Origin of the sequence: Bradyrhizobium sp. WSM3983 (assembly GCF_000473045.1) — a bacterium.
Classification (GTDB): domain Bacteria; phylum Pseudomonadota; class Alphaproteobacteria; order Rhizobiales; family Xanthobacteraceae; genus Bradyrhizobium.
Map to the genome: position 1 here is coordinate 23451 of NZ_AXAY01000023.1, position 26990 is coordinate 50440.

General features: G+C 61.1%; 26 protein-coding genes. 3 read left to right on the forward strand and 23 right to left on the reverse strand.

What is annotated here, in order from left to right; translation table 11 throughout:
* Positions 1-75: 75 nt before the first annotated feature.
* Positions 76-636 carry a DUF1269 domain-containing protein gene (locus tag YUA_RS45070; protein WP_156947248.1) on the reverse strand — a complete coding sequence of 187 codons (561 nt, stop codon included), beginning with the start codon at positions 634-636 and terminating at the stop codon, positions 76-78.
* Positions 637-955: 319 nt separating this feature from the next.
* Between YUA_RS45070 and YUA_RS50260 the strand changes: the two genes are divergently transcribed.
* Entirely contained in the window at positions 956-1285 is a 330-nt protein-coding gene (locus YUA_RS50260) for a hypothetical protein (protein ID WP_156947250.1), read from the forward strand.
* 209 nt (positions 1286-1494) lie between these two features.
* On the opposite strand, the gene YUA_RS0127030 is transcribed toward YUA_RS50260, so the two are convergent.
* From YUA_RS0127030 to YUA_RS0127075, 10 genes are all read right to left on the reverse strand, one after another.
* Positions 1495-1698, reverse strand: a complete 204-nt coding sequence (locus tag YUA_RS0127030) for a DUF1656 domain-containing protein (protein ID WP_027533524.1) — start codon at positions 1696-1698, stop codon at positions 1495-1497.
* A complete protein-coding gene (locus YUA_RS45075) occupies positions 1695-3770 on the reverse strand; it encodes an FUSC family protein (RefSeq protein WP_051383380.1) in 2076 nt (691 codons plus the stop codon). The genes YUA_RS0127030 and YUA_RS45075 overlap by 4 nt, the downstream gene beginning before the upstream one ends.
* The gene (locus YUA_RS45080) at positions 3754-4593 is read right to left on the reverse strand and encodes a YoaK family protein (RefSeq protein WP_156947252.1); all 840 of its coding nucleotides are present in this window, start codon (positions 4591-4593) and stop codon (positions 3754-3756) included. The genes YUA_RS45075 and YUA_RS45080 overlap by 17 nt, the downstream gene beginning before the upstream one ends.
* 69 nt (positions 4594-4662) lie before the next feature.
* Positions 4663-5190 carry an FUSC family protein gene (locus tag YUA_RS0127045; protein WP_027533525.1) on the reverse strand — a complete coding sequence of 176 codons (528 nt, stop codon included), beginning with the start codon at positions 5188-5190 and terminating at the stop codon, positions 4663-4665.
* A gap of 57 nt (positions 5191-5247) precedes the next feature.
* On the reverse strand, positions 5248-6699 hold the full coding sequence (fumC, locus tag YUA_RS0127050) for a class II fumarate hydratase (RefSeq protein WP_027533526.1): 1452 nt from the start codon (positions 6697-6699) through the stop codon (positions 5248-5250).
* A 20-nt stretch (positions 6700-6719) separates the two neighbouring features.
* Positions 6720-7667 (reverse strand): AEC family transporter, encoded by a 948-nt coding sequence (locus YUA_RS0127055; RefSeq protein ID WP_027533527.1) that lies wholly within the window; start codon positions 7665-7667, stop codon positions 6720-6722.
* A 54-nt stretch (positions 7668-7721) separates the two neighbouring features.
* Entirely contained in the window at positions 7722-9461 is a 1740-nt protein-coding gene (locus YUA_RS0127060; protein WP_245285261.1) for an NAD-dependent malic enzyme, read from the reverse strand.
* Positions 9367-10002, reverse strand: a complete 636-nt coding sequence (locus tag YUA_RS45085; RefSeq protein WP_051383383.1) for an LUD domain-containing protein — start codon at positions 10000-10002, stop codon at positions 9367-9369. Before YUA_RS45085 ends, YUA_RS0127060 begins: the two co-directional genes overlap by 95 nt.
* Positions 9999-11555 (reverse strand): lactate utilization protein B, encoded by a 1557-nt coding sequence (locus YUA_RS0127070; RefSeq protein ID WP_035971953.1) that lies wholly within the window; start codon positions 11553-11555, stop codon positions 9999-10001. The genes YUA_RS45085 and YUA_RS0127070 overlap by 4 nt, the downstream gene beginning before the upstream one ends.
* On the reverse strand, positions 11552-12295 hold the full coding sequence (locus tag YUA_RS0127075; protein WP_027533530.1) for a (Fe-S)-binding protein: 744 nt from the start codon (positions 12293-12295) through the stop codon (positions 11552-11554). The genes YUA_RS0127070 and YUA_RS0127075 overlap by 4 nt, the downstream gene beginning before the upstream one ends.
* Before the next feature lie 398 nt (positions 12296-12693).
* On the opposite strand from YUA_RS0127075, the gene YUA_RS50265 reads away from it, so the two are divergent.
* A complete protein-coding gene (locus tag YUA_RS50265) occupies positions 12694-12963 on the forward strand; it encodes a hypothetical protein (RefSeq protein WP_156947254.1) in 270 nt (89 codons plus the stop codon).
* 272 nt (positions 12964-13235) lie between these two features.
* Here YUA_RS50265 and YUA_RS0127090 read toward each other — a convergent pair whose 3' ends face one another.
* The gene (locus YUA_RS0127090; RefSeq protein ID WP_245285262.1) at positions 13236-13649 is read right to left on the reverse strand and encodes a hypothetical protein; all 414 of its coding nucleotides are present in this window, start codon (positions 13647-13649) and stop codon (positions 13236-13238) included.
* Between the two features lie 431 nt (positions 13650-14080).
* On the opposite strand from YUA_RS0127090, the gene YUA_RS0127095 reads away from it, so the two are divergent.
* On the forward strand, positions 14081-14347 hold the full coding sequence (locus YUA_RS0127095; RefSeq protein WP_027533532.1) for a hypothetical protein: 267 nt from the start codon (positions 14081-14083) through the stop codon (positions 14345-14347).
* 117 nt (positions 14348-14464) lie between these two features.
* Here the strand turns inward: YUA_RS0127095 and YUA_RS51195 are convergent, their stop codons facing one another.
* The 11 genes from YUA_RS51195 to YUA_RS0127145 form a co-directional block, all read right to left on the reverse strand.
* A complete protein-coding gene (locus tag YUA_RS51195; protein WP_035971956.1) occupies positions 14465-14644 on the reverse strand; it encodes a hypothetical protein in 180 nt (59 codons plus the stop codon).
* Positions 14641-15531: a DUF4396 domain-containing protein gene (locus YUA_RS45095; protein WP_198029507.1), complete on the reverse strand. Its 891-nt coding sequence runs from the start codon at positions 15529-15531 to the stop codon at positions 14641-14643. The genes YUA_RS51195 and YUA_RS45095 overlap by 4 nt, the downstream gene beginning before the upstream one ends.
* A 10-nt stretch (positions 15532-15541) precedes the next feature.
* A complete protein-coding gene (locus YUA_RS0127105) occupies positions 15542-15877 on the reverse strand; it encodes a BA14K family protein (protein ID WP_027533533.1) in 336 nt (111 codons plus the stop codon).
* Positions 15878-16166: 289 nt separating this feature from the next.
* Complete coding sequence (mbfA, locus tag YUA_RS0127110; protein ID WP_027533534.1) at positions 16167-17123, reverse strand: iron exporter MbfA; 957 nt, start codon at positions 17121-17123, stop codon at positions 16167-16169.
* Between the two features lie 88 nt (positions 17124-17211).
* The gene (locus YUA_RS45100) at positions 17212-17955 is read right to left on the reverse strand and encodes an MIP/aquaporin family protein (RefSeq protein ID WP_063627822.1); all 744 of its coding nucleotides are present in this window, start codon (positions 17953-17955) and stop codon (positions 17212-17214) included.
* A gap of 108 nt (positions 17956-18063) precedes the next feature.
* A complete protein-coding gene (locus YUA_RS0127120) occupies positions 18064-19527 on the reverse strand; it encodes a catalase (protein WP_027533535.1) in 1464 nt (487 codons plus the stop codon).
* Between the two features lie 245 nt (positions 19528-19772).
* Positions 19773-21002 carry a 5-aminolevulinate synthase gene (gene hemA, locus YUA_RS0127125; protein ID WP_027533536.1) on the reverse strand — a complete coding sequence of 410 codons (1230 nt, stop codon included), beginning with the start codon at positions 21000-21002 and terminating at the stop codon, positions 19773-19775.
* 59 nt (positions 21003-21061) lie between these two features.
* Positions 21062-21463 (reverse strand): cupin domain-containing protein, encoded by a 402-nt coding sequence (locus YUA_RS45105; RefSeq protein ID WP_051383385.1) that lies wholly within the window; start codon positions 21461-21463, stop codon positions 21062-21064.
* A gap of 110 nt (positions 21464-21573) precedes the next feature.
* The gene (rpoH, locus tag YUA_RS0127135; protein ID WP_051383410.1) at positions 21574-22497 is read right to left on the reverse strand and encodes an RNA polymerase sigma factor RpoH; all 924 of its coding nucleotides are present in this window, start codon (positions 22495-22497) and stop codon (positions 21574-21576) included.
* A gap of 169 nt (positions 22498-22666) precedes the next feature.
* The gene (locus YUA_RS0127140; RefSeq protein WP_027533538.1) at positions 22667-25777 is read right to left on the reverse strand and encodes an efflux RND transporter permease subunit; all 3111 of its coding nucleotides are present in this window, start codon (positions 25775-25777) and stop codon (positions 22667-22669) included.
* Positions 25774-26955, reverse strand: coding sequence for an efflux RND transporter periplasmic adaptor subunit (locus YUA_RS0127145; RefSeq protein WP_027533539.1), 1182 nt, complete (start codon positions 26953-26955; stop codon positions 25774-25776). Before YUA_RS0127145 ends, YUA_RS0127140 begins: the two co-directional genes overlap by 4 nt.
* Positions 26956-26990: the final 35 nt, after the last annotated feature.

Genomic DNA, 26990 nt, shown 5'->3' on the forward strand with positions numbered 1-26990 from the left:
TAATCCTTGTCCTCGTGGGAAACTAAACCGATCCGGTCCGCGAAACCTTCGCGAAATGGCGAAGGTTCAATGGTGTCATACAGCCGCGTGTGCGGAATGATCGGCAGGAGGCGGCTCAGGCAAGTCTTCGTGTACGTCGACACGTGAGGGATTGCTGGTGTCGAGGATAGCTTTCGCCCGTGCCATCTCTTCGGCCGTGCCATGGGCCATGACCAGAAATCCGTCCGCCTTCACAGCCGTCTCGTAATTGAGTACGCTGTCTTTCGGAATCCCGATGCTGTAAAGCGCGGCTCCCAGCGCGCTCACACCTCCAACTACGATCGCGCTCTCGATGCCAGACAGGATCACAGCGGCGAGGTATCCAAGGACAACGACGGGCCCCACCCCGCTGACGGTCACGAAGATGCCGCCAAAGAGCAAACCCCACAGACCGCCCCAGAATGTGCCGTACTTGCCCCAGAATCTGACGCGATCGCCTGTGTTATAAAATCCAATGATCTTTTCCTCACTGTGATAGCCCTTGCCGACCAGAGTGAGTTTCTTCAAGTCGAAACCGCCTTCGGCCAGTTTCTTTGTGGCCGCCTCTGCACCCTGATGATCGGTGAAGACGGCAACGATGGCATCGTTATCAGGCATCTCTTTCATCCTTCCAGCTGGTTGGCTTCGTCGTCGGTGGAAGAAGCTTATGGAATGAAAGCGAGAAGCTGAATGATCCAGAGGTTCGTCCACGTGGTATCTTTGTATCGGGGCTCGAAACGAAGGTAGCTCTTCGGGGTCAGGGACGTTAAACAAAGTCCCAACGTTTGAGCATCGAAGGCGGGCGCGCGAGCGGTCAACGACACTAGTCGAAAATTGCGATCGCTTGTGAGCGTTTGCGTCAAAAACCGTCCGCAAACTTGCAGCTCTGCGCTGTCAAACCACTTGAGCTCGGGGGGCGCATCAAAGGAGCAAATACATGCGAACCGCTTTTGTAGTCGTCGCCGCCGCGTTGATGGCAGCTTCCGCAGCCTCTGCGCAGAGCGCAAATTCGAGTAGCACACCGCCCTCCGGTTCAGGATCGCAGCAGAGCTCGATGCAGAATCAGGCGCCGATTGGCACCAAGATCCAGAATAATCTGCAGGCAGCCGGCTTTACCAACATACAAATCATGCCGAGTTCGTTTCTGGTGCGCGCCAAAGACCAGGATGGCAATCCTGTGATGATGGTCGTGAATCCGGATTCGGTAACGGCCATTACCGAGGTCGATCAAACTACAGGGGCGGGAGGCCAAGCTTCCAAACCGTAGACCTCTTTCGACCCGAGCAACGCCGGCTGCAAGACGAAGGGCTTGAATCTAACGCCTATCTCTTTGCTGAAGTGCGGCGAGCCTCTCGTCAAAGATGATACTACGCGCGCAGCTCTTCGGCCTTTGGCCGGAGAGCTGGTGTCGCTTGCTTCGTATACTCTCGTCCATGACGCTCCTCGTGGTTAACAATGCTGGGCGCGGGTGCGAGCTCAGCGTGCGATTACGAGTACAGCTGAGGACAGCACGATGACATACACCGCGAACACGAAGAGCGCCGGGTGCCAGACGTGCACTAACAAGCCGGTTCGGACCGCGATCCTGCGCAGAACGATCGTGACGAGCCACGCCGCTACCATCAGCAGGGAGATCGGTGCGACGTAGACGCCCAGCAGGTTGATCTCGACGAACCTCATCCGCATGCTCGTGCTTCGAAATAAGTGCCATGCCGGACCAAGGCGTCACAGACTGCAAGAACCCGGCTGCGCGCTCGAAGCACAACGGAATCTTCTGGGCCAGTCTCGCCGAGGGATGCAAGACGGTGATCGAACGCGGTCAGCCCAGCGATTGCAGCGGCGCTGTCTTCTTGCGCAAATGCCGCGAGCGCCGCCTCGAGTTCCTGGACCACGCCCAGTCGAGGCGCGAGGCGGCGGAGGTGGATGATGTCGGTCCCGACCGAAAGGGCCGCGATGAGCTGTGCCCGCTGCAGCGGTTCGGCTTGGTCCGGCAGAGCTTCGAGGCGGCTGTAAATGAGGCCTTCCCAATCGTCCCCCGGTAGCCGGCCGGCGTCGGTGGTGAGGCGACGCAGGTCGCGCAAGGTCAGCGCGATCAGCCGTCGGCTTCGTAGTGCCGGAGAGAGCGGTGGGAGCAGGCGAAACGAAAGCGCCGCAGCGCCGCACCCTGCGGCGATCGCCAGAGCATTGTTGTAGAAATGCACTGTGTCGTAGCTCATCTGGTTGGCGGGCCCAAGCAGCGGCACGAAGTTGCCGGCCATGGGAGCGAACATTGTGGCCTGCCATGGTTGGGCCATCAGGGCTCCCACCGGAATCAGATAGAGCGCCAGGACGATGCTCAAGCCGGCGAAGGTTGCTACGTTTGGCAATATCGCAAACGCAACGACCGCGGCACAAACCGTGGCAAGGCCGGTGCCAATCGTGAAGTCGACGGCCCGCGCGTAGGCCTCGTCGGCTCTCGGCGCGAACAGGATGACCGAAATGGCTGCCCAGGTGATGGCTACCGCCCCGTTTGGCCATTCGGTCATGATCCAGAACAGCTCGACTGCACCAATGGTGACGAACGCCCGGGCGGCATTGATGAGCGCCGGCAACCAATCGGGCACGTGAGGTCTGACGCTGCGAAGGGGAGGAGTGCGACCGGCGGGCTCGGCAACCAGCAACGCCAGTCCGCCGAGCGCATCGGACAAGCCGGTCAGCACCCGGATGGTTTGATCCGCCAGCAGCCGCAGCGACGGCGCACCGGCCGGTATGGCGATCAGCGCCCGGGCCGCCCCGTCACACAGTCGACGCATTCCGATCGGGTCGGTTGTCCAGGGGAGCGGATCGGCCTGCAAGAGAGCCGAACGCAGCTCCGCTGGAACGCTGCGCAGCACGGCATCGGCCTCCCGCCGAGCAGTGTCATCCGGCAAGCGCGCGAGCCTCCATACCACTGCGCACCAACCGGCCAGCGCTTCAAACAGGCCATCCACCGCCGCCTGCAGCACCGGCGAATGATAGTGAAGGATCGAGGACTCCCCCTTTACCTGGTCGATGACAGGGTCGAGCGCAATAACCTGGCGGATGTGCTCGCGGCGAACCGGCTGCATCTCCGACAATGCCGATCCGGCCTGTGTCAGTGCGGAGCTGAACCTGGCAGCGATCTCGGCTGACAGGCCGGCGAGCAGCGCGGCAAGCTGACGCCGGGCGCCGCCGAAATCGGTCCCGGCGAGCACGATCCCAGCGCATGCGATGCCGATCCAGATCTCGGTGACGCGCGCGAGAGCGAAAGTGAAGGCGAGGCCATCTGTGCCGCCGGTCGCGCCAAGCTCGTCGCTTGCGATAATCGCGGCCGTGTAGCCGGCCAGCGCTGCACCATAGGCCGCAAAATTGCGCAGCAACGTGGCCACGAGCGCGCAGGCTGCGCCCCACAACGCCAAGCCGACCAGAAAGCCTGCGCGCTCTTGCGGGAAGCAGGCCGTCAGCGTCACTATCGCGACCGCGCCCACCAAAGTCCCGATCATGCGGAACCATCCCTTGCGCAGCGACGCGCCGAGAAAGGGCTGGCACACCAGCGCCGCGGACGTGCCGGCCCAATACGCATTGTCGAGCTGCAGCCAAAACGCGACATAGAGGGCGAGGCAGACGGAGGCCCATAGCCGAATACCAAAGAGCAACGGCGGACCCGCGGCCGCGACCGCGCTTGTCAGCGTGCCTGATCGGGCCGCAAAGCGCCTCGCACCGATCCTGCCGGGCTCGTCAAGCGCGCCCGGCATTGGAAGCTGTCTCTGATGCGCTTGCGCGGTGCGAGTCGCTCCGTTCCGGCCTCGTCTCGGCAGCGAGACCCGGAATCAGGAGGTGGCCGTGAGCGCCGTCGAGCTTGGCCGCAGCCGCCATGACCAGCGCCACTAGCCCAAGGCCGGTGGGTAGCGCCAGCGACCACAGCCCAGCTAGGGCTAGACACCCAGCGCCGAGGCCACAGCCCACGACGAAGCCAACGATCGCAAGTCCGCTGCGCCGCGCGCGCCGGCTTGCGTTCGTCACATCACCTGGACTGTGTCCGAGCAGAACCTCCCCGAGGTCCATGACGAAGCGCGTAACATTGGTCGTCATCACTGCAGTGGACGGCGCGCCCTTCAGGGAAATCTGCACGAGAGCGTTTTGCACCGCCATAGCGGAGACGCCCAGCATCCCCGCCACTATCCCTCTTGCAGCGTTTGAATCGAGCCGCGAACCGGCACCTACGCAAAGCGCTAGAAAACCAGCAAGCAACAGGAATTGGAGAAGGAGCAGAGGTCGAAGCGAGGCGACGCACATCCACTCCAATCCAGCTGCGAGGAATCGCGTCAGGGCAAGCACGACAATGAATATGGGAACCGAAATCATCAGAGCCAATGGTGCTTCGCCTCCGGCGACGACGTGCGCGGCCAGAATGACGAGATTGCCCGTGATGTGGGCGGTGAACAGGCCGCCGAGCCCGAGAAAGCTGATCACGTCCGTACTGCCGGCGATCACGCTAAGGACGCCCGGAAGCAGCTTTGCAGCGAGGGACTCGTCCACTAGCGGAGGCCCGAGATTGGATGTCACGCGTTCAAACATGTGCCGTCTCCTGACGAGTACACGCAGGAGCTCGGACGTTTTCTCGGTGACGATTGCAAGTGTCACCAATCATCGTACCGGCTCCCCGGTGATCCTGAAGAAGACAGCCGAGGCGATCCACTTACATGCAACACCGACGGCGATTCCGACGACGGTATCGATCAGGCGCAGCAATGGCTGATGCCACGCATTCATCGGCGACATGCCCGCGACCACCATGACGACCGCAGTCGTTATGCCGGTCGTTACAATGTCGCCGCGCCGATTCGAGAGCATCATCACCAGGGTTCCAATTCCGAGCAGGACCGCCATTCCCAGCGGGGTAAATGGAAAGAACCACAAGTAGAGGAGGCAGAGCGAAAAACTCACGCATGTGGCAATCAGACGCGCTACTCCGGCGGAGACGCTGTCCTGGCGCGTTTCGCGGAACACGAACACCGTCGCGGCCACAGCCCACATCCCTCCCAGCAAATCGGAATCCTTGTCGGCCAGAGGATGAAGGAGATGGGTAATGGCCCAATACGAGATCGCGCATGCGATGGCCATGTCCAAGGCGTAGACCACGTCCCACAAGGACAGCCTTGTTAGTTTGCTCATCGCATGCGCTCCTCAGCGAAGCTGGTACGTCCCGAACCGAGCATGTCGCCGCCGGAGCTATGCTCCGGCGAGACCGTGCCCGATCATCTTCTTGGGGTCGACGATCTCGTCGAAGCGCTTCCCGTCGATATAGCCGGACTGAAGCGCGGCTTCCCTCAGGGTCAGATCGTCGTCATTGGCCTTGTGCGCGATCGCGGAGGCCTTGTCGTAGCCGATGACCGGGCTGAGCGCGGTGACCAACATGAGCGAGCGGCCGACCGCCTCGTCGATGCGCTTGCGATTGAGACGCGTGCCTTCAACCGAGAAGCGCCGGAACTTGTCACAGGCATCGCCGAGGATGCCGGCGGAATGGAGGAAGTTGTTGATGATGACCGGGCGCATCGCGTTGAGCTCAAAATTGCCCTGGCTGCCGGCGAACGCGACCGCAGTGTCCTCGCCGATCACCTCGATGCAGACCATCACCATCGCTTCGCACTGGGTCGGGTTGACCTTGCCTGGCATGATCGAGGAGCCCGGCTCGTTCTCCGGCAGCAGCAGTTCGCCAAGTCCGCAGCGCGGGCCGGACGCGAGCCAGCGCATATCGTTGGCGACCTTCATCAAGGAAACTGCGAGCCCTCGCAGCGCCGCCATCGCGGCGACCATTCCATCGAGCGAGCCCTGGGCCGCAAATTTGTTGGGCGCGGTGACAAAGGGGTGGCGGGTCAACTCCGCGATCTTGGCCGCGATCTCCCGGCTGAAGCCGGCCGGCGCGTTCAGCCCGGTGCCGACCGCGGTGCCGCCTGCCGCCAGTTCGAGAAGTCCCTCCTCGGAGACGCGAATGCGCTCCAGCGCGTCGCGGATCTGACGCGCGTAGCCCGACCATTCCTGTCCCACCGTCAGCGGCACGGCATCCTGCAGATGCGTCCTGCCGGTCTTGACGACATCGTTCCATTCTCTTGCCTTGGCCTCGATCGCGTCAGCCAGGGCCTCCGCGTGCGGCAGCAAATGCTCTTCGACTTCCAGCAACGCGGCAATGTGCATCGCGGTTGGGAAGCTGTCGTTCGAGGACTGCCCCATGTTGACGTCGTCGTTGGGATGGATCGGTGACTTGCTGCCGATCTTGCCGCCGAGCAGCTGGATGGCGCGGTTCGACAGCACCTCGTTGACATTCATGTTCGACTGGGTGCCCGATCCGGTCTGCCAGACATATAGCGGGAAGTTCTCGTCGAGCTTGCCGCCGATTGCTTCGTCGGCGGCGCGGACAATGGCGTCCGCCTTCCACTGCGGTAGCCGGCCGGCCACGGCGTTGACCAGCGCCGCCGCCTTCTTCACGTATCCGTAGGCGTGGTAGACCCGCTTCGGCATGTGGTCATTGCCGATCGAAAAATGGACAAGGCTGCGTTCGGTTTGCGCGCCCCAGTAGCGGTCGGCCGGCACGTCGATGCCGCCCATCGAATCGGTTTCGTGACGCTTACCGGTCGCATTGATGCCGATCGCGATGTCCTGCAGGATGGGTGTCTGATCGTTCATAGGATAGCTCCTTTCATGGTTTAGAGGGTCGCGGCGATGGCCAGGCCGAGACTGATCGAGATGATGGCGAAGAACGTGCTGGCCGCAGTCGTTGCGGCAGCCTCCTGTGCATAGGCGCCGTACCGTTGCGCCAGCACTGATGCCGCAGTTGCTGACGGCATGACGCCAATCAGAAAAACTTCCTTGGTCAGCGTGGAATCGAGCCGAAACACCAGCGCCGCCCCCAGGATGATTGCGGGCTGAATTAGATTCTTAAGCGCAACGTTCGCCACGACGTCGCGGCCGAGCCGGATCGGGTTTTGTGCGAGCATCAGGCCAAGCGTGAACAGCGCTGCGCCGCCGGCGGCCTGTCCAATCTGCTCGACCGAATTGTCGATCAGATCGGGAAGCCGCACGCCTACAATCGCAAGTATGGCGCCGAGCACCGGGAGCCAAACGAGTGGCTGCTTGACTGCGCTGAAAAGGCTGCGCTCGACCACCAGCACCTCGCTTTCCTTCGCGTTTCCTTTTGACGGAATCGCGAGTTGAAGCATCACCATCGTGAGCGGCACCATGATGATGGTGACTATGAGATTACCTACGATGACAGCGAGCACGCCCTGCGCACCCACCGCCGCTGTGAGCACAGGCGGCCCGCAATAAGCCATGTTGGGGAAGCCGCAGGACAGTCCTTCGAGCGTGCTCGACCGGAGGTCATGCCGGAATACCAGGCGACCAAGGAGTATGCCAAGCAGGTAGGTACCGAGCAGACCGGCAGCTAGGCTTCCCGCATATGCGGCGTCGGTCAGCTGCTCTGGCTTGGCGTGGGCTGCCGCCAGGAACAGGGATAGTGGCAACGCGAAGCTCACGACGAAAGTGGAGAGCGTGGTGGTCGATTTGGGGCCGAACAGGCCCATGCGCCCTGCGAGCCATCCGAGGAAGGCGACGAACAGGATGGGCAGCAGGCCGCTAAGGATGGTCGCGATCATGAATTGCGCTCCGTGTGGGGCCGGGCGGCCGCGATTGGCCGCCCGGGTACCGCGTCAGTATTCTGGCTTGTAAAGTTGCTCTTCGATCCAGGCGCGGACGTCGCGCGGCCGCTCCACCTGCGCCAGGCCGTGATCGAACATGAACTCCGCCACGCGAGCCGCGGTCGTCACTTCCGACTCCAGGATGTCGGCTTGGCTTGGATAGAGCATGCCTTTGGCGCGCAGTTCGGGGCCGACCTGATCGGCGCACGCCTGGGCTGCCGCGATGAAGCAGGCGTCGGTGAGCCTCTTCGGCCGTGCCACATAGGTTGCAAGGCCAACTGCTGGAAAGATATAAAAGTTGTTGGCCTGACCGGGGTGATAGGTCTTGCCGTTCACCGTCACGTCCGGAAACTGGACACCGGCCGCGTACAGCGCCTTGCCCTTTGACCACGTGTAGGCCTGCTCGGCGGAACATTCCGCCTTCTCGGTCGGGTTGGAGAGCGCGAAGATGATGGGTCGCTCATTGATCCGGCTCATCGCCTCGACGACCTGCTGAGTGAACGCGCCGCCCTTGGTGCTGACGCCAATCAGGATGGTCGGCCTGAACGCTTCAATGGTTTGGACAAGGTCCTTCGACGGCGCAGCCTTGTGCGCGTACACCTTCTGCGCATCCGAGAGATCGGAGCGAGACGGCTCGATCAGTCCATGGATGTCGAACATCGAAATGCGGCTACGCGCTTCGTCCGGCGAAAGGCCTTTCTGTTGCATCGCGGCAGCTATGAGACCGGCGATGCCGATGCCCGCAGACCCGGCCCCCAGGAACAGGATACGCTGCTCGGTCAGCGGCGCGTCAACGATCTGCAAGGCGGTTATCAGCCCTGCGAGGGAGACGCTGGCAGTGCCTTGGATATCATCGTTGTAGCATAGCACCTTGTCGCGATACCGCTTGAGCATCCGAATGGCGTCGGTGCCTTTCCAGTCCTCGAAATGGATACAGCAGTCGGGGAAGACTTTCTGAACCGCGTCGACGAATTCGTCGGTCAGTTCGTTGAGCTCCTGATCGGACGGTGGTTTCTCCCGCATACCGAGATAGAGCGGATCGGCGCGCAACGCATCGTTGGTCGTGCCGACGTCGAGCAGCACCGGAAGCAGGGTGGTGGGCGGCACCGCTGCGCACGCGGTGTAGAGCTGCAGCTTGCCGATCGGGATGCCCATGCCGTTTGCGCCGATGTCACCGAGGCCGAGGATGCGACCGCCGGTGGAGACGCAGATAAAGCGGACGTCGCGCTGCGGCCAATTGCGCAGAACCTCGGCGATGCGGCCCTTCATGTCGCGGCTGATGTACATACCCCGGGCCCGCCGGTAGATGTGGCCGAACGTGAGGCAGGCGTAGGCAACGGTCGGGTCATAGAGGATCGGTATGAAGCGTGCAGGATCGGACATCACGGTGCGGTAGAACAACGTCTCATTCCGCTCCTCCAGGCCGATAAGATAGATGTATCGCTCGAGGTCGGTCGGCTTGGCTTCCAGATGCCCGAGCACGCGCTCGACCTGATGCTCGATGCTGTCAACCGAATACGGTAGAAGACCTTCGAGCCCGTGGAGCCTGCGCTCCTCCAAAGTGAAGGCCGTACCCTTATTGCGCGTGGGATCGCCCAGGTACGCAGCCCCGTGCGGAATCTCCGCCGGCTTGGTCTTGGTGGTGATCTTTACTCGTTCAGTCATGCTTCTTCTCCTGGGGTGAAGTCGGCTGCGGTTGATAAATTCGCGCGATGGGCAGAACAGAGAGTGAGCGGACGCCCTGCGCCCCATGGATGAGCACGCCCTCGATATCTGCGGTGGCGGAGGGGCCGGTGTGAAAGCTGGCATAGTGCCGCTCCCGGAATTCCGGCCGGCGATAGGCATGATGCAGATTGACAACGATGTCGGCCGGATCCAGCAGAACGATCAGGTGCTGTGCGAGGTAAGCGAGGGCGTTGATGTTCAGGTCCGTTTCGCTCAAAAGCACGGAGCCGGTCTCGGCCACGGCGAAGGAAGCGCGCACGATCGCGAAATCCACATCCGCCAGTTCCTGCGTCGCACTGACGGTTGCGATATCGCGGTTGCCGGCGATCTCCGGGACCGTTGAGCACACGACTTTCGCGCTCGCGACCTTCACCCGCACCGGCGCGAGGACATCGCCTGAGGCCGGCGGATCGAGAAATATCCCTCCCATGCGTTCCAGGCTGTCCTTGAACGCAGAGAGCAGCGATGCCGGCGGGTCTTCGTCGAACATCGGAACATGCGGCAGCGGCCGATCCACTCGCGGCAGGCTCGCACGGATCGACTCCAGTATATCGTCGCGGCTCGTCACTGTGTGCCTCCGCGGTTCGCCTTGTACCAGCTGTGGAATGTCTGCTTTGGCGGATGCGGCACCTCGCGGTGCTTTCCCCAGGCGTTGAGGCCGTTGTAGATGACGAAGCGAGGCAGGTGCGCGAGCGCAACATCGGCTGATGCGATGGCCGCGCGATAGGCCGCGGGCCGGGACAGCAGCTCGCCAGCGGCCTTCATCGCGGCTTTCTTGACCAGCGGCACGTCGTGCCGCTTCACCAATTCCCTCCGCCAGGCGTAGATCTGTTCGTGGATATTGATCTTCACCGGGCAAACATTAGTGCAACTGCCGTTGAGCGATGAGGCGAACGGCAAGTTGCTGTATTTTCGCGCGTTGAAGGTCGGATCGATGATGAGGCCGATCGGCCCAGAGTAGGTTGCGCCGTAACTCAAGCCGCCGCTACGCCGGTAGACCGGGCAAGTGTTCATGCAGGCGCCGCATCGGATGCATTTGAGGGAGGTCCAGAACTCCTCCAGGCCAAGCCGCTCGGAGCGGCCGTTGTCGACCAGTACGACATGCATCTCGCCGCCCGCCCGCGGACCACGGAAATGCGAGGTGTATTGGGTCATCGGCGACCCCAACGCGCTGCGCGATAACAGGCGGACAAACACCGCCAGGTGCTCCAGGCGGGGAATGATCTTTTCGATGCCGATCGAGGCGATGTGTAGCTTCGGTACGTTGGCCGACAGGTCGGCATTGCCCTCGTTGGTGCAGACTACAAATGTGCCGGTCTCCGCGACCACGAAATTGCCCCCCGTCATGCCGGCATCGGCGGCGAGGATCAGCGGGCGCGTTGCCTCGCGCTGTGCTTCCGCCAGATAGTGGACGTCGCTGTTTTCGGGGTCCGTGCCGATCGTGTCGGCGAATACCTTCGCCACATCGGTGCGGAGCTTGTGCACGGCCGGAACAACGACATGGCTGGGATCTTCCTTGTCGAGCTGCTGAATCCGCTCGCCAAGGTCGGTCTCGATTACCTCGATCCCGACGGACGCCATGTAATGGCGGAAGCCGCACTCCTCGGTCAGCATCGATTTGCTCTTGATCAGCGACTTCGCGCTGTGGTCGCTGAGGATGCCGTGAACGATCCGGTTGTGCTCGGCGGCGTCGCGTGCCCAATGGACATGGATGCCGTTCGCCCTCGCATGCGCCTCGAATTGATCGAGGTACTCATCGAGATGCGTCAGCGTGTGCTCCTTGATGGCTGACGCGAGGGAACGGAGCTGTTCCCATTCGGGAATATGGTGCATTTCCCGATCGCGCTTCTGGCGAAGATCCCAAAGGCGCTCGTCATGCATCTTTTCGTGCTCTGGCGAGGCAATGAAGCGTGCGGCCGCCTCCGCCTGGTCGATCGGACGATTGCCGTGGATTTTCGCACCGCGCGGCTGCGGTTCCGGCCGCGAGCGCAACGGCTTGGAGGCACCCTCGGCGTGATCGAGGCGATGGCCATCGCGGTACATGGCTTGATTGTCCTCGGCGGCTACCATCTCGGGATGCAGCATGGCGCGGCCGGGCAGCTGCTCAGCAGAGTTCGTCATGCGCTGGCTCCGTTCAATATCTCGGCGATGTGGATGAACTTGAGCGGCACGCCGATGCGCTCGGCGCAGCCTTGCTGATGCATCAGGCAGGAGCTGTCCGCCGACACGATGTACTCGGCACCGGCGCGGGCGTGATCGCCGACCTTGTCGTATCCCATCTTGGTAGAAACGACTTCCTCGAAGACCGAAAAGGTACCCCCGAAGCCGCAACACTCGTCCGGCCGCGCCGGCTTGACGAATTCGATGCCGTCAACCCTGGACAGCAGATCCATCGGCTTGGAGAAGAACGGCTCGTGTAGCTCGGACGGCGTTGCGTGCTTGAGCCGACGTAGGGTGCCGCAGCTGTTGTGCAGGCCGACCCGGTGCGGAAACCTGGCCCACGGAAATGCATCAACCTTCAGGACGTCGTGCAGGAACTCGACGAGCTCATAGGTTCGCGATCGAACCTCCTTGACGTCCGCGGTCTGCTCGATAGCGTCGAAATTGTCGCGCACATGGTGAACGCAGCTGCCGGACGGACCTACGACATAGTCGAAGCCGGAGAAATTGCGCACGAACAGGGCTTCGGTGGCGGCGCAGTCGGTGTTGAACCCGCTATTGGCCATTGGTTGTCCGCAGCAGGTCTGATCGCGTGGGTACACGACCTCATGGCCGAAGCGCTCGAGCAGCTCGAGCGTGGCGATGCCGACTTGCGGAAAGAAAGCGTCGATATAACAGGGAACGAAGAGCCCAATTCGCATGTGTCACTCCATGATCGCGGACATTTGGTATTCACTCGGATGCTCGCGGCGAGCGCGATTGAAGCCAACGCCGGTCACGGGAAACACGAACAGACGCGGCCATGAATGCACCAAGTACGAAAACAAAACGATCCGAGCCCGACGTTGCAAACGCACTGGTTGCCTCCGAGTGCATTCCGTTCTTCAGTCGATTGAAAGGTAGTCATGCCCGACGGATATGACTGTGTAAGAATTGCCGTGTTTGATGAACTGTTGCCTCGGGGTTGAGCCTGCCGAGCTACGGCCCCTTCGCCCACATCAGACGGCGATCGCGTTCGCTACTGCGGAAGCAGGTTTTCCCTCCGATGTGACTGGATCGTGAAGCCGCAACATATTGCGGCGGTCGAGCGCCCGCTCACATGACGCTGGAGAAAGAAGGCTTGGAGAAAATAATGCGTTCTATTGTGGCCGTTGGCCTGTTGATTGCCCTTTGTACTTCTGCCAATGCCGCGGTGCATTATTCCCGCACGCGGCATCATGTCATCATTGCTCCCGGCGTGGCCGCAAGCTTTGCTGCGGTTCCGGCCTGGGCCTACGCAGCGCGTCGGCCGCCGGCCCACTTCAGCGACACTCCCAGCTACGACGACCCGTCCAAGTTTGGTGGCCAATCGCTGGGCATGGACCCTTAGAACAGAACTCTATGGACCCCGTTCGTCTCCATCTTCGCTATTCCGAGAGTGTGAGAGATACTCAGCAATGAGCTGATCGGCGCGGTTGGCAGTCTCTTCAAGGTCTAACGATTTGCACTAGACGTTCGCCGGCCGAAACGGTCGCTACGTCTTGACCGATGATGCCGCGGCTGATGGTAGAGCTACTGAGCACATGCTACGCTGGATGATGCGACATTCTCAGGCTCGTTCCCTGTACGTCTAGGCTGAACGCTAAAGGGGCCCGTCGCTATTCATACCCCGCCGTTTTGCACGAAGCAGTAGACAAGTCCGCCGGCACTCAGAAACACGACGCTGTGGCCAGTCGGATTCCCGTCTTTCCAGGTTAGCTTGTGGTCCGGTATTTCGATCTCGGTGCCGATCGGGACCGGCGTGCGCTTCAACTTGATGTTGTCGCGGTCGTCGGTAATGGTGCAAAAGGTCTTGCCAACCTTGACGTGGATGTCATCGCACCAGTAGGCGTCAGCTTCGCCACAGCATGATGCAGTCGGAACATCCGGCATCATCAGGCTCCGAAACCATCCGCGGACCTGGGGATCGCTGTTCTCCCACTGTCCGAGATCGCGAGCGCGGGTGCCGGTGGTCAAGCACAGCGCCCATAGCGCCATGATCGCCAGCCATAAGACGGGCTTGGACGGGGATAGCATCTAACAAGAACTCCAAGTTCGGGCTGACATAAAGTTTAGCAGCCGCCGCGTTATCCGCTGCGCGGCCATTGCCCGTTTTGGCCCGAAATTGCTCGAACAGCAGGATCGGCGCGCGGCACCTCGGCACGCGATCTAAACGAGAATGGAGGGAGGCCTGATCGCGCCGATCACTCGGTCACAGGCCGATGTTCAATCGCCCTCGAGAGCTGACGAGTGCCATTCACCACCGGTTCGAGCGCGCCGGCGGGAGCTGCCCTTGGACAGGGACTTGGAGTCGCCAGCGTGGCAATCGCAGTGCGATCATCGCGACGGTACGCGCGTCACTCACCTGCGCCGCGACGATTTGAACGAAACGTGAGTTCTTGGCAGCTTGCGATCGATCTTTCTCGCACCATTCTGGGCGTAAGGGAGGATCACTTGGAGAGCCAATCATGCGTGCGTTGACTGCTACAGTAGCGTTGGTCGCGGTCATCGGTGGCCCGATGGCGATAGCGCGGTCGCGTGTTTTGCCAAATCCGTCCGTGCCATCCTCAATGAACCTGGAGCGGCGATCCATCCCGGAGGCGCCGGTGGGACATCGCCAGCCGCGTGCCGATCAGGTGCCGTCGGAGAAGAACCTCATGGATCCAAACGATCCGGTAAATCAGGAGAACGCTGCGCTCGACCGCATGATCAATGGCATTTGTCGCGGTTGCTAGGGCGTGTGCTCATAAATCGAGGTTCGTGAGCGGAGCTTGACCCATGTCCGCTATCGGCCGCTTTGCAGAATCAAATCGAACATCGACGAAGGTCTGAAAAGGGCCCACTAGCGTTCGTTAGAACCGCACCGGAATTGCGAAACTCGTCAGCCAAAGCGCGGCGAGCAGAACCGCGAAGGTTACGACGATGATAACCGCGGCGCGGCCTGCTGGCAGCTCCTTCATCGCGTGATCGTGGTGTTGATACATCGCGCCGGCCGACCCCGCCGCGTCGTGCATGTGAGCCTGATCGATCATCTTCGAGGGTTCGGGCGAGGCGTGGCCCAGTCCGGCGCGGGCTTATCTGCATCCGGCAGAGTCATGCAGCCATGCTTCAGGCGGTTCGCGACCAGCCAATGGCTGATCGGATAGGCGACGAGGCCGCCGACGATCGTCGCCATGCTCATGTGGAACCAGAACGAGGGGGCCTGCGGCCCCTCCGAGCCTGCCCAGCGGGCGCCGAGGATAAGCATGACCGGGATCATGCCGGTCATCACCATGTTCATCGACACGGTCTCGGCGAAGAAAGTCTTGCGCACCGCCTTCCAGTAGTGGCCCTCGTACATGCCGATCATCATTAGCGCCTGGAAGATGAAGAGACCGGAGACGAAGCCCGCCAAGTATTCGATGGTCGCGTCCCACCCGTTGGTGAGGCTGAAGACCGGCAGGATGGAGGCCGCCACGAAAATGCCGGTGGCGTCCCCCGCCAGGCAGTGCATCTCGCTGTTAAGCGCCTGCTTCGACGTCGCCGCGGTGAAGGCATCGTGGGTGCCCGGCAGGGGCCTTCGGCAGGCGAGCAGGTAGAAGAACGCGCCGACCGGCCCCGTATAGATCGTGACGAGGATCCAGGCGATGCGCTGCACCCAGCTGGTGACGCCATTGAAAACCGAGTCCCAGACGACGAAGACCACGCTGCCCGCTGTCAGCGCGAACCAGACGACCATGGCGCCATCGAGCATGGCAAGCCTCCACCTTTCATCGGTGTCACCGCAGCGCTCCGTGCGGAAGGTGCTCGTCCGCAATGGGTCATTCGCGTCGATTTTATCAGTCCACGCCTGGACCAGGTCGTGCTTGTCACCAGTAACGTTGTCAGAGCGTGAATGCGCCGCCCATCGGCGGTCGCATTCCTGATCATTGTCAAGCACGCTGTTCGCATTACTCGCAGGCATGGCGCCGACCATCGCGGCCGAGGAAGGTGCCAGACGCGGGGTCGTAGGAGCGATAGCGCCGAGCGCAGGAAGACGAAGGCGCGCCAGCCACGCTCGCATAGGCGCGGCGCGCGCCATCGCCGGGAGCCGCGCCGGCAGGCAGCTCCATGCCCGCTCTGCCCGCGGCCGTTGGCGTGCCTCCATTCAGGACGTCACGGTTCGGGTACTCGGCCTGAAACGTGTCTGGATTCTGGATGGCCCAAATGGGGAGCTGGGCGCTTGCAGAGGTGATGGTGATCGTCGACAACAGAGTTGCCGCGACCAAAGCTTTCAATCCGATCATAATCGTTCTCCGTTTTGCTTTCTGTGCGGACAATTCGCGCCGCGATAACCGCTGCTCTGGTTGGTCTGTTTCCTGCGGACGTTTCTAAGCAACGACGATGTGGCAAGTGCATCCGACAAAGCCAAGCGCACCGACATCACTCCTGTGCGAACGCCGCGTCATCGCAGATGACGTACTCGAATGAGGGAAGCCGCTTTGAGGCGAACGCCTCTGAAATGTGCCAAACAGATCGCAGGTCGACGCAAAGAGTCCTGCCCAAGTTGACGGTGTCGGGAAGGGCTGCGTTGGATCAGCCGTTTCCAATGAGAACGCCGGTCGCGAGAACAAGTCCGCCTCCGAGCATGACCTTGGCGGCGGCGGAGATCGGCGCTGTGTCCATGTATTTCCATTGAATGAAGGCAATCGCGAGCAGCTCGGCCACAACAACGGCTGCGGCTGTCGCGGTCGCAGTGAAAAAATCCGGTATCAAGTACGGAAGCGTATGCCCTATGCCGCCTGCGACCGTCATGAGACCACAAACAAGTCCTCGCAAATATGGCGTACCGCGACCTGACAGCTTTCCATCATCGGCGAGAGCTTCTGCAAATCCCATGGAAATGCCGGCGCCGAGCGACGCGGCCATGCCGACTTGAAAGGCATTCCACGAGCTGTGCGTGGCAAACGCCGCTGCAAACACCGGAGCTAACGTCGAAACCGATCCATCCATCAGTCCGACGAGTCCTGGCTGAATAATCTGGAGAATGAAGCTGCGCCGGGCGTTTTCGTCCTCCAGGCCTTTGGCCTTCTGCGGCAAACGTTTGGCTGTAATTTCTGCTGCCGTCCGTTCATGTTGCAATTCAGCCTTCGCCAGGTCGCCGAGCAATATGCGAATAGAAGCATCGGTCGTTCGGGAAGCGGCCAAGTCATAGAAGCGCCGGGCATCTTGCTCCATCTGGCTCGCTTGCTGCCTCACGGCTTCGACGCCCCGGAGGCGGACCTGCCAAAGCCTCTTTCGTTGCACGAAACCGCGGACGTCCTGTCGTCTCACGAGCGGAATGTGATTTCCAAATCGTGACCGATAAAGTTCGATCAATGCGCGGCGATGCTCGTTCTCTTCGGCAGACATATCGGAGAAGACCCGCGCCGTGTCGGGATGTTCGTCGCTCAAACCTTCCGCGAAGTCGGCATAGATACGTCCATCTTCTTCCTCGCTGCTGATGGCGAGCGCGAGAATCTCCTGCTCCGTGAGCTGATCGAATGGTTTCATATTGAGCCGTCGAGCCGCGGTGCGTTGTGGCCGACAGGCCTTGGCGGAATTTGGGTCGGCCGTGAACAATGAGTTTCGAGAGACGGGGTCATTCGGCGGGTGCCTTTCGGGCCCCGTCCGGCGCGGAGGCTGCCTCCTCATAAGCGAGCCACGCGAGACCCGTATGCAAAATGGCGGCGATGATGGCACCCACGATAGGGGCGGCCAGGTACAGCCACACATCGCCATAGTTGCCCGTGGCGACCATCGGGCCGAGCGCCCGCGCTGGGTTGAACGGGGCGCCAGTGAGCGGTCCACCCATCAGGATGTTGAGGGTCAGCGTCATTCCGATCGCAAGCGGCGCGAGGCTGCCGGCGCGACCCGCAACCGCCGTGCTGAGTACCACTGTAACCAGGAAGAAGGCGAGCACGGCCTCGATCAAGAATCCGACCGTGGGCGTGATCGTGAGGGTGGTAGCGCCGAGCGCGAGGTTGTGAGCGAGCGCCGGCACGCCGAGGCCGGTGGCTGAACCACCCAAGACGGTCCGCAGCAACAGTGCGCCTGCAATACCTCCAATGAGCTGGCTGACGATATAGCCAACCGCCTCGCCGACACTCATCGCCCCGGCGGCGAGTACGCCGACGGTGACGGCGGGGTTCATGTGCCCGCCCGACACGGAGCCATACGCGAAGGCGAACGCCATGATCGTCAAGCCGTGTGCAAAGGCAACTGCAACGACGCCGGGCAGGCCGACACCGGTGCCGGCTATCGCCGCGGCGCCTGCACCGATGAATACAAACGAGAAGGTGCCGACGAGCTCCGCAAGGAGCTTGGATGCAAGTCTGTTGGACATTGTTGTCTCCGGGGATGGAATGACCGCATAGCGCGATGGCTTGGCGCTGCGGAACGTCATGTGTTGACCGGCGGTCGCGAAAGCGCCGCCGGCCGACAAAGCGCAGGTCTACTCCGCAGCGACCATCCCAGGCTTGAAATCGACGCCGAGCGCGCTAGCGACGCCGGCACCATATGCGGGATCGGCGCGATAGAAGTGAGCGAGCTGACGGTAGACGATTTTTGGCGGCACGCCGTCCATCGCGTCCTTGATGTTGTTAAACAGCTGCTGCTTCTGATCGGCCGTCATCAGCCGGAACAGTTCTCCCGGCTGCCGATAGTCATCGTTGCCGTCGCGATGATCATAGCGCGTCGCGTCTCCCGTGATGCTGAGCGGCGGCTCGCGGAAGCTGTGGTCCTCAAGCGGGCCATCAAACGAATTCGGCTCGTAGTAAGCGTCGGGATAAGGCTTGCCCTCGAGCCGCATCGTGCCGTCGATGTGATAATCGTTCACCTCTGCTCGCGGCCGATTTACCGGGAGTTGGTGCGCATTGACGCCGACCCTGTAACGATGCGCGTCCGTATAGGAAAAGATGCGGGCCTGCAGCACCTTGTCCGGCGAGTGGCCGATGCCGGGTACGATGTTCGATGGCGCGAGCGCCGCCTGCTCGACCTCGGCAAAATAGTTCGCCGGATTGCGGTTGAGCTCGACAATGCCGACCTCGATCAGTGGATAGTCTGCGTGCGGCCACACCTTGGTCAAGTCGAACGGGTTGTACCAGTGCTTGTCGATGTCGCTCTCCGGCATGATCTGCACGGAAAACTTCCATTTCGGGAAGTCGCCGTTTTCGATTGAATCGAACAGATCGCGCTGATGGGTCTCGCGGTCGTAGGCGACCTTCTGGGCCGCTTCGGCGTTAGTCCAGTTCTTGATGCCTTGCATGGTCTTGAAGTGAAACTTGACCCAATGGCGTTCGTTCCCGTCGTTGATGAACGAATAGGTGTGCGAGCCGAAGCCGTCGAGATTCCGATAGCTCTGGGGCAGGCCGCGATCGGACATCAGGATGGTCACCTGGTGCAAGCTTTCAGGTGAGAGCGACCAGTAATCCCACATCGCGGTCGGCGATCGCATATTGGTCCGCGGATGCCGCTTCTGGGTATGGATGAAGTCGGGGAACTTCAGCGGATCGCGAAGGAAGAACACAGGAGTATTATTGCCCACGATGTCCCAGTTACCTTCCTCGGTATAGAAGCGGAGGGCAAAGCCCCGCACATCGCGCTCAGCGTCAGCCGCGCCACGCTCGCCCGCCACCGTCGAGAAGCGCAGGAAAGCCTCGATCTTCTTGCCCTTCTGTAGCGCTTTGGCCTTCGTGTACCTTGTGATGTCATGGGTGATGGTCAACGTACCGTAGGCGGCCGAGCCCTTGGCATGCACGGTACGCTCGGGAATACGCTCGCGATTCTGATGCGCCATCCTCTCAAGGAGATGGAAGTCCTGCATCAGAACCGGGCCGCGTGGGCCGGCGGTGATGCTGTTCTGGTTGTCGGCAACCGGCATGCCGCTGGTGGTGGTGAGGGTAGGGCGTTTGGCCACGAAATGCTCCTGTATGCGAGGCGTTAGTATGCCGGCAACGTCGCCGCGGTGCGGCTGCCCGTTTCTGTTGGCAACCTCGTTTGTTGCGACAACTGCATCCGCAAAAGACCGGCTGGAGCAGAATGTAGCCTTTATGTTTGTGAGGGCTGTGGCTCCATTGCCGCGGCTGTGTTGGAGTTGCTTCTATCTGCGAGGGGCGGCGTTAACCCAGCGGCCACCAATTGTTGGACGCAAAGACGAACCGCTTATTCGGCTGCTGCCGACCAGCTCTTGGGCGCAAGCTCTAGTCTTGCCCATACATCCACCAGTGCGTGGGCGAGAGCATCTACGAGCATGTCGTCGTGGTAGGGGGTTGGTGTAATCCGCAGCCGTTCAGTTCCGCGCGGCACCGTGGGATAGTTGATCGGCTGGATGTAAATGCCGTGGTCAGTGAGCAACAGATCGCAGGCCGTCTTGCACCTCTCGGGATCTCCGACCAGCACCGGCACGATATGGGTCTCGCTCGGCATAACTGGCAACGCGGCGGTGGTGAGCACGGCTTTGACGCGCGCTGCTCGTTCCTGATGTCGCTCGCGTTCCCAATTCGAAGCCTTCAGGTGTCGGATCGCGGCGGTGGCAGCGGCGCAAATCGGCGGCGGCAAAGCAGTGGTAAAGATAAAGCCTGGCGCATACGAGCGTACCGCGTCGATCAAGATGCTGTTTCCCGCAATGTATCCGCCCATGCAGCCGAACGCCTTGGCGAGTGTGCCTTCCAGAACGTCGATCCGGTCCATCACCCCCTCGCGTTCCGCCACGCCGGCACCGCAGGAGCCGTACATGCCCACTGCGTGCACCTCGTCCGCATAGGTCATCGCGCCGTAGTGTTCGGCGAGGTCGCAGATGCGGTGCATCGGCGCCACGTCGCCATCCATGGAATAAACAGTTTCAAAGACGATCAGCTTCGGCCGATCCTGTCTGGCCGCCCGCAACAATCGTTCGAGATGGTCGACGTCGTTGTGCCGCCAGATTTGCTTCTCGCAACCGGATTGACGCGCGCCTTCGATCATCGAATTGTGGTTGAGCTCATCGGAGAGGATCAGGCAGTCTGGAATGACCTTTCCGATCGTCGAGATTCCGGTCTGGTTTGACACGTAACCCGACGTAAAAACGAGAGCCGCCTCCTTGCGGTGCAAATCGGCCAGTTCATGCTCCAACTCGATCAGGGGATGATTGGTACCGGCGATGTTTCGTGTCCCGCCGGCGCCGGCGCCGAGGCGCGTCGCGGTCGCTGTCATGGCGCCAATCACCTTCGGGTGCTGGCCCATTCCGAGATAGTCGTTCGAGCACCAGATCACCACTTCGCGCGGGCCGCCGGGAGAATGCCAGATGGCGTGCGGGAAGCGGCCAGCGATACGTTCAAGATCTGCGAAGACACGATAGCGCTGCTCGTGCTTCAGCCGGCTCAAGGCGTTGGCAAAGAATGTGTCGTAGTTCATGGAAGCTCCCGGCCCGAATGCGGCCCAGTCCGGCCGATACGCGGCCGCAGCGTTTGACCCTAGGTCCAGGTGTCGTCCGGCAGGTTGACCACGATGGGCGTCGCTGTGCTACGTACGACAACCCACCGAAACGGCTCCAGCTTCGAAGGGTTGATTTCCATATGCGGCAGGAAAGCCGGGACGTGAATGAAATCGCCGACCTTCGCATGTGCAACGAATTCGCCTCTGTCACCCCAGCGCACTTCACAGATACCGGAAAGGACGTAGGCGATCGTATCTTGCTGTCCGTGATGGTGGATTCCTGTACGCAATCCAGGGGCCACTTCGAACAGACCGCCCCAAATGGTCGATGCGATACCCAGCGCTGGAGCGATAGCCGCGCGACGCTGAGAGCCTGGCGTCTGGGCTGTTCCGGTATCAAACTGAGCCGGGCTTACGATATGGATGGCGGTCGTACTCATGGTGCCCTTTGGGAATCGCGCTCGGAGCACTCATTATGCGAGCTCCCGGTTAGGAGCACTCGGCCGAGATTGCGGCGTTTGGTGAAAAGTTGCGCGGATTACGATCGTCGCTACGCGTGTATTGCTCCTTGCAGGGTTCGTTCCAAGGATCGCCTCGCTGCAATCCGTACCTTCTCGTAGGCGCGCACCTCGATCTGGCGAATGCGCTCGCGCGAAACGTTGAATTCGAGTGCAAGATCCTCCAGCGTTGGTGGATCATCGATGAGATGACGCGCCTCAAAGATGCGCCGCTCTCGATGATCGAGTACGCTGATAGCGCGAGCGAGCGCTTCCTGCCGGTGATCCATTTCGTCGTGGTTAAGGACGATGGTTTCCGGAGATGGGCTCTCATCAACGAGATAGTCTTGCCATTCGCTGGGCTGTTCTCCTTCGCGTACCGGTGAGTTTAGCGATGTGTCGCCGGCGAGGCGTCCATTCATATCTACCACGTCCTGGTCCGTCACCCCCAGCGTCGTTGCAATTTCCGTCACCTGTTCAGGGCGCAAACTGGCGTTATCGAGAGCGGCGATCTTGGCCTTGGCCGACCGTAGCTTGAAGAACAGCTTTTTCTGGTTCGCAGTCGTGCCGATCTTCACCAACGACCAGGATCTCAGGATGTAGTCCTGTATCGCGGCTTTAATCCACCACATTGCGTAGGTGGAAAAACGAAATCCCATATCGGGCTCGAAGCGTTGAACGGCCTGCATTAGGCCGACATTGCCTTCCGATATTAATTCCGAGGTCGGCAGACCATAGCCGCGATATCTCATCGCGATTTTGGCGGCCAGCCGCAGATGGCTGGTGACGATTTGGTCCGCAGCATCACGATCACCATGGTCTCGCCAGCGCTTGGCGAGCTGATATTCCCGTTCTCGCTCGAGCAATGAGAAGCGTCGAATGTCAGCGAAGTAGCCTGAACCGCGGTTGTCGGCAGAAGGTGCATTCAGGCTTCGATTGGTTAGTCCGCAACGATCCTTGTTCTCCTCTGCGCTCATCTCAGCTGCCCCGTCCGTCAAGAGACCGACGCCTGAAACGAACGGTCTGGATCGACGAAGCGCAACAGGCGGGATTTAGAAAGCAGCGGTGGGCCGCATACGAAATCCGCGTTACATCAGGGTGGGAGTCAGGTCGTGCCACTGATCGGAGCCCTTTCGTCGTCATCGTTCATTCAGCAGGCGCGGGGGCAGCCTGGCTTGCGGCGGCCGGCTTCCTCCCGCCAAACAGCCTGGTCTGCAGCCGATCGAGATAGATATAGACAACCGGCGTCGTATAGAGAGTGAGCAGCTGCGAGAGAGCGAGGCCGCCGACAATGGCATAGCCGAGCGGCTGACGAAGCTCCGATCCGTTCCCACTGCCGAGCATCATCGGAACGCCGCCAAGGAGCGCCGCCATCGTGGTCATCAGGATCGGCCTGAAGCGCATGATGCAGGCCTGATAAATGGACTCCTCGGCGGTCAACCCTTGCTCATGTTCGACGTGCAAGGCAAAATCGACCAGCATGATGCCGTTCTTCTTGACAATGCCGATGAGCAGGATGATGCCCACGATCGCGATCACGCTCAGATCGAAATGAACCGCCATCAGCAGAAGCAGCGCACCGAGGCCGGCCGACGGCAGGGTCGAGATGATGGTGATCGGATGAATCAGGCTCTCATAGAGCACACCGAGGATGATGTAGATGACGAAGAGCGCGGCGACGATCAGGATCGGCGTGCTCGAAAGCGCTGCGCCAAATGCCTGGGCGTTGCCTTGAAAGCTAGTCTGAAGCGAGAGCGGCTTATGCAGGTCCCTTTCAGCCTGTTGGATCGCGCCGACGACCTGGCCGATCGCGGTGCCCGGCATCAGATTGAACGAGATCGTCACCGACGGAAATTGGCCTTGATGGTTGACCACGAGCGGAGCGACCGTCACCGCACTATCGACCAAGGTGGACAAGGGCACCTGCTGCCCGCTCGATGAGTTGACATAGATGCCGTTGAGGGCCTCGGGCCCATACTGGAACTTGGGATCAACCTCCATGACGACGTGATACTGATTCAGCGTCGTAAACATGGTTGAGACAATACGCTGACCGAAGGCATCGGAGAGCGTGTTGTCGATTGCATAGGGCTGGATACCGTAGCTCGAGGCGACGTCGCGCTTGATCGAGATGTCGAGCATCGGTCCGGCATTGAGCTGATCGGTGGTGACGTCGGCGGCGCCCTTAGTAGCCTTTATCCGCTCTAGAAAGAGCGCCGCCCAATGATTCAGCTCGCCCGGGTCGGCATCCGCCAATGTGTACTGGTACTGCGTCTTCGATATCCGTCCGCCGATGGTAATATCCTGCGCGGCCTGCATGTAGAGCGTGATCCCCGGTATCTTGGCGAGGTTGGTGCGCAGCCGCGCGATCACCTGGTCCATGCTGGCGCGCTGAGTCTGGGGCTTGAGCGCAATGAAAACACGGCCATTGTTGACTGTCGTGTTGCCGCCGCCGGCGCCGACGCCCGACCCGACCGAGGCGACCGCAGGATCCTGCATTACGGCGTTCAGCAACGCCTGCTGGCGCTCGGCCATCCCCTGGAATGAGATATCCTGTGCCGCCTCGGACAGGCCTATGATCAATCCGGTGTCCTGCTGCGGAAAGAAGCCTTTCGGGATTATCACGTAGAGATATCCGGTTAGCGCGATAGTGCAGAGCATCATCATCAGCGTGATGAACCGGTGACGCAGCACGATCTTGAGGCCGGCCTCATAGAGGTTGAGCAAGCCATCGAAGCCACGTTCGAAAAGCCGGTAGAGCCGTCCGTGCTGCTTGCTCTCGTGCTTGAGTAGATATGCGCACATCATCGGCGTAAGCGTCAGCGAGATCAGCAGCGACAACACCAGAGCCGCGCTAACTGTGATCGCGAATTCCCGGAACAACAGGCCGACATATCCGCCCATCAGGAACAGCGGAATGAAGACGGCAATCAGGGACAACGTAATCGATACGATGGTGAAGCCGATCTCGCCGGCACCCTTCAGCGCCGCTTCGAACGGCGATGAGCCGAGCTCCATATGCCGCACGATGTTCTCGATCACCACGACGGCATCGTCGACCACGAAGCCGACGGCGATCGACAATGCCATCAGCGAGAGGTTATCCAGGCTGTAGCCGAGCTCATAGAGAACCGCGAAGCTGCCGACCAGCGAGAGCGGCACCGTCACCGCCGGAATGATCGTCGCCCAAAAATTGCGCAGGAACACGAAAATTACCATGACCACCAACGCGATGGTGAGCAGCAACGTGAACTGCACGTCGCCCACCGAGGCTCGGATGGTTTCGGTCCGATCGGTAATGATACTGACTTTGATGGCCGGCGGGATCGAGGCCTGGAGCGTCGGCATCATTTTCTTGATATTCTCGACGGTCTCGATGACGTTGGCGCCAGGCTGGCGCTGGATCGGCAGGATGATCGCCCGGTCCTGGTTGTACCAGCCTGCGATCAGGTCGTTCTCGGCCGCGCTGATCACGCGGCCGACGTCACGGACGCGAACCGTCGCTCCATTGCGATAGGCGAGGATCAGATTGGCGTAGTCGTCGGCCTTGAGCAGCTGATCGTTGGTATTGAGCGTGTAGGTCAGGCGCGGGCTGTTAAGGGTGCCTTTGGGCAAATCGACGTTGGCTTGTCCTAGTACCGTGCGTACGTCCTCAAGGCTGATGCCGCGAGCAGCGAGCGCCTGCGGATCGAGCTGCACGCGGATGGCGGGCTTCTGCTGACCTGCGATACCCACGAGACCAACGCCGGATATCTGCGAGATCTTTTGCAGCAGGATGTTTTCTGCATATGCGTCGACCGTCGTCAGCGGCAGGCTGTCAGAGGTCAAGGCGAGTACGAGGATCGGCGTGTCGGCCGGATTAACCTTACGGATCGTGGGCGGATACGGCATGTTCAGGGGTAGCTGCGCTTGCGCAGCGTTGATCGCCGAGAGCGTGTCACTCACTGCTCCATCGATGGCGCGGCTCAAATCGAACTGCAACGTGACCTGGACAAAGCCTAGCGCGCTCGCCGATGTCATCTGGGTGAGGCCCGGGATCTGGCCGAACTGCAACTCAAGCGGCGTCGCCACCGAAGAGGCCATCGTCTGCGGATCAGCGCCTGGCAACCGCGCCGTGACCTGGAGGGTCGGGAAATTGACGTTGGGCAGCGAGGCCACCGGCAACAGTGGATAGCTGACCAGGCCTCCGACCAGCAATCCGACCATCAGAAGAGCGGTAGCGATCGGCCGATGGATGAACGGGGCAGATAGGTTCATGGGATCGGCGCCTGTTGAGCGCTCTGTGCGATAGCCTCATCCGCCGCCGTTCCGTGCAGCAGCGTAACACGCGTGCCCGGTTGCAGCCTGTATTGTCCGTCGACCACGACCTGCTCGTTGGCCGTAAGACCGGAATCGATGAGCGCCTGGCCGCCGCCGATCTGCGTGACCTTGACCGGCCGGATCTGGACCGTGCTGTCGGAATTGATGGCGTAGACATAAGATCCGTTCGGCCCCTGCTGAACAGCCGAGGCGGCAACGGTCAGGCCGTTGTGTCTTGTATCGACAAGCAGTCGGGCATTGACGAGTTGGCCGGGCCAGAGCCGGTGCGATTGGTTGGGGAAATTCGCTTTGAGTTGAATCGAACCCGTCGTCTGCAGGATCTCGTTGTTGACAAGACCAAGCAGGCCTTGGTCGAGCAGGATTGTATTGTCCTGGCTGTAGGCAAGGACCGGGAGCGGGGCGTTGGTCCTTTGCTGTTGCTGCTGGATTTGCGGGAGAACAGTCTCGGGAAGCGTGAAGATCAGCGAGATCGGATTGATCTGCGTGACGACGACGAGTCCGTTCGTGGTAGACGGGCTGATGATGTTGCCGACATCGATCTGACGTATCCCGACCACGCCGTCGATCGGGGATGTGAGGCGGGTGTAGCCGAGTTGCACGTTCGCGGCATCGATCAACGCTTGATCGGTCTTGATGGCCGCCTGGAGCTGCCCGACCTGCGCCTTCTGAGTTTCAATCAGTTGCGGCGTGGCCCAGCCGTTCTTGCCCAACGTGTTGTAGCGGATGAGGTTAGCCTGGGCGTTCGCAAGCTGCGCCTGATCCCGCTGCAGATTACCCGTGTACTGCTCGACCATCGCCTGGTAAGGACGCGGATCAATCTGCGCGAGCAGATCGCCGGCATGGACCGCCTGACCTTCTGTGAAGTTGATGCTGACGATCTCTCCCTGGATCTGAGCACGCACGACGTCGGTGTTGTACGCGATCACGGTCCCGACGCCGCTTAGATAGATCGGAACATCATGCTGGGCGACTACGCCGCCGACGACGGGCACCGCGGGCGGAGCCGCGGGCGTGGCGGTAGCTTCGACGGGGTCAGCGCGTGTGAAGTAGAGGAGGCCGCCGGCCGCAAGAGCGGCGATCAGCAAGGCAGCGGGAACGATGACCTTCTTTTTCATGCTTGCTCTCGTTTGCGAATGAGAGATCAGTCTCA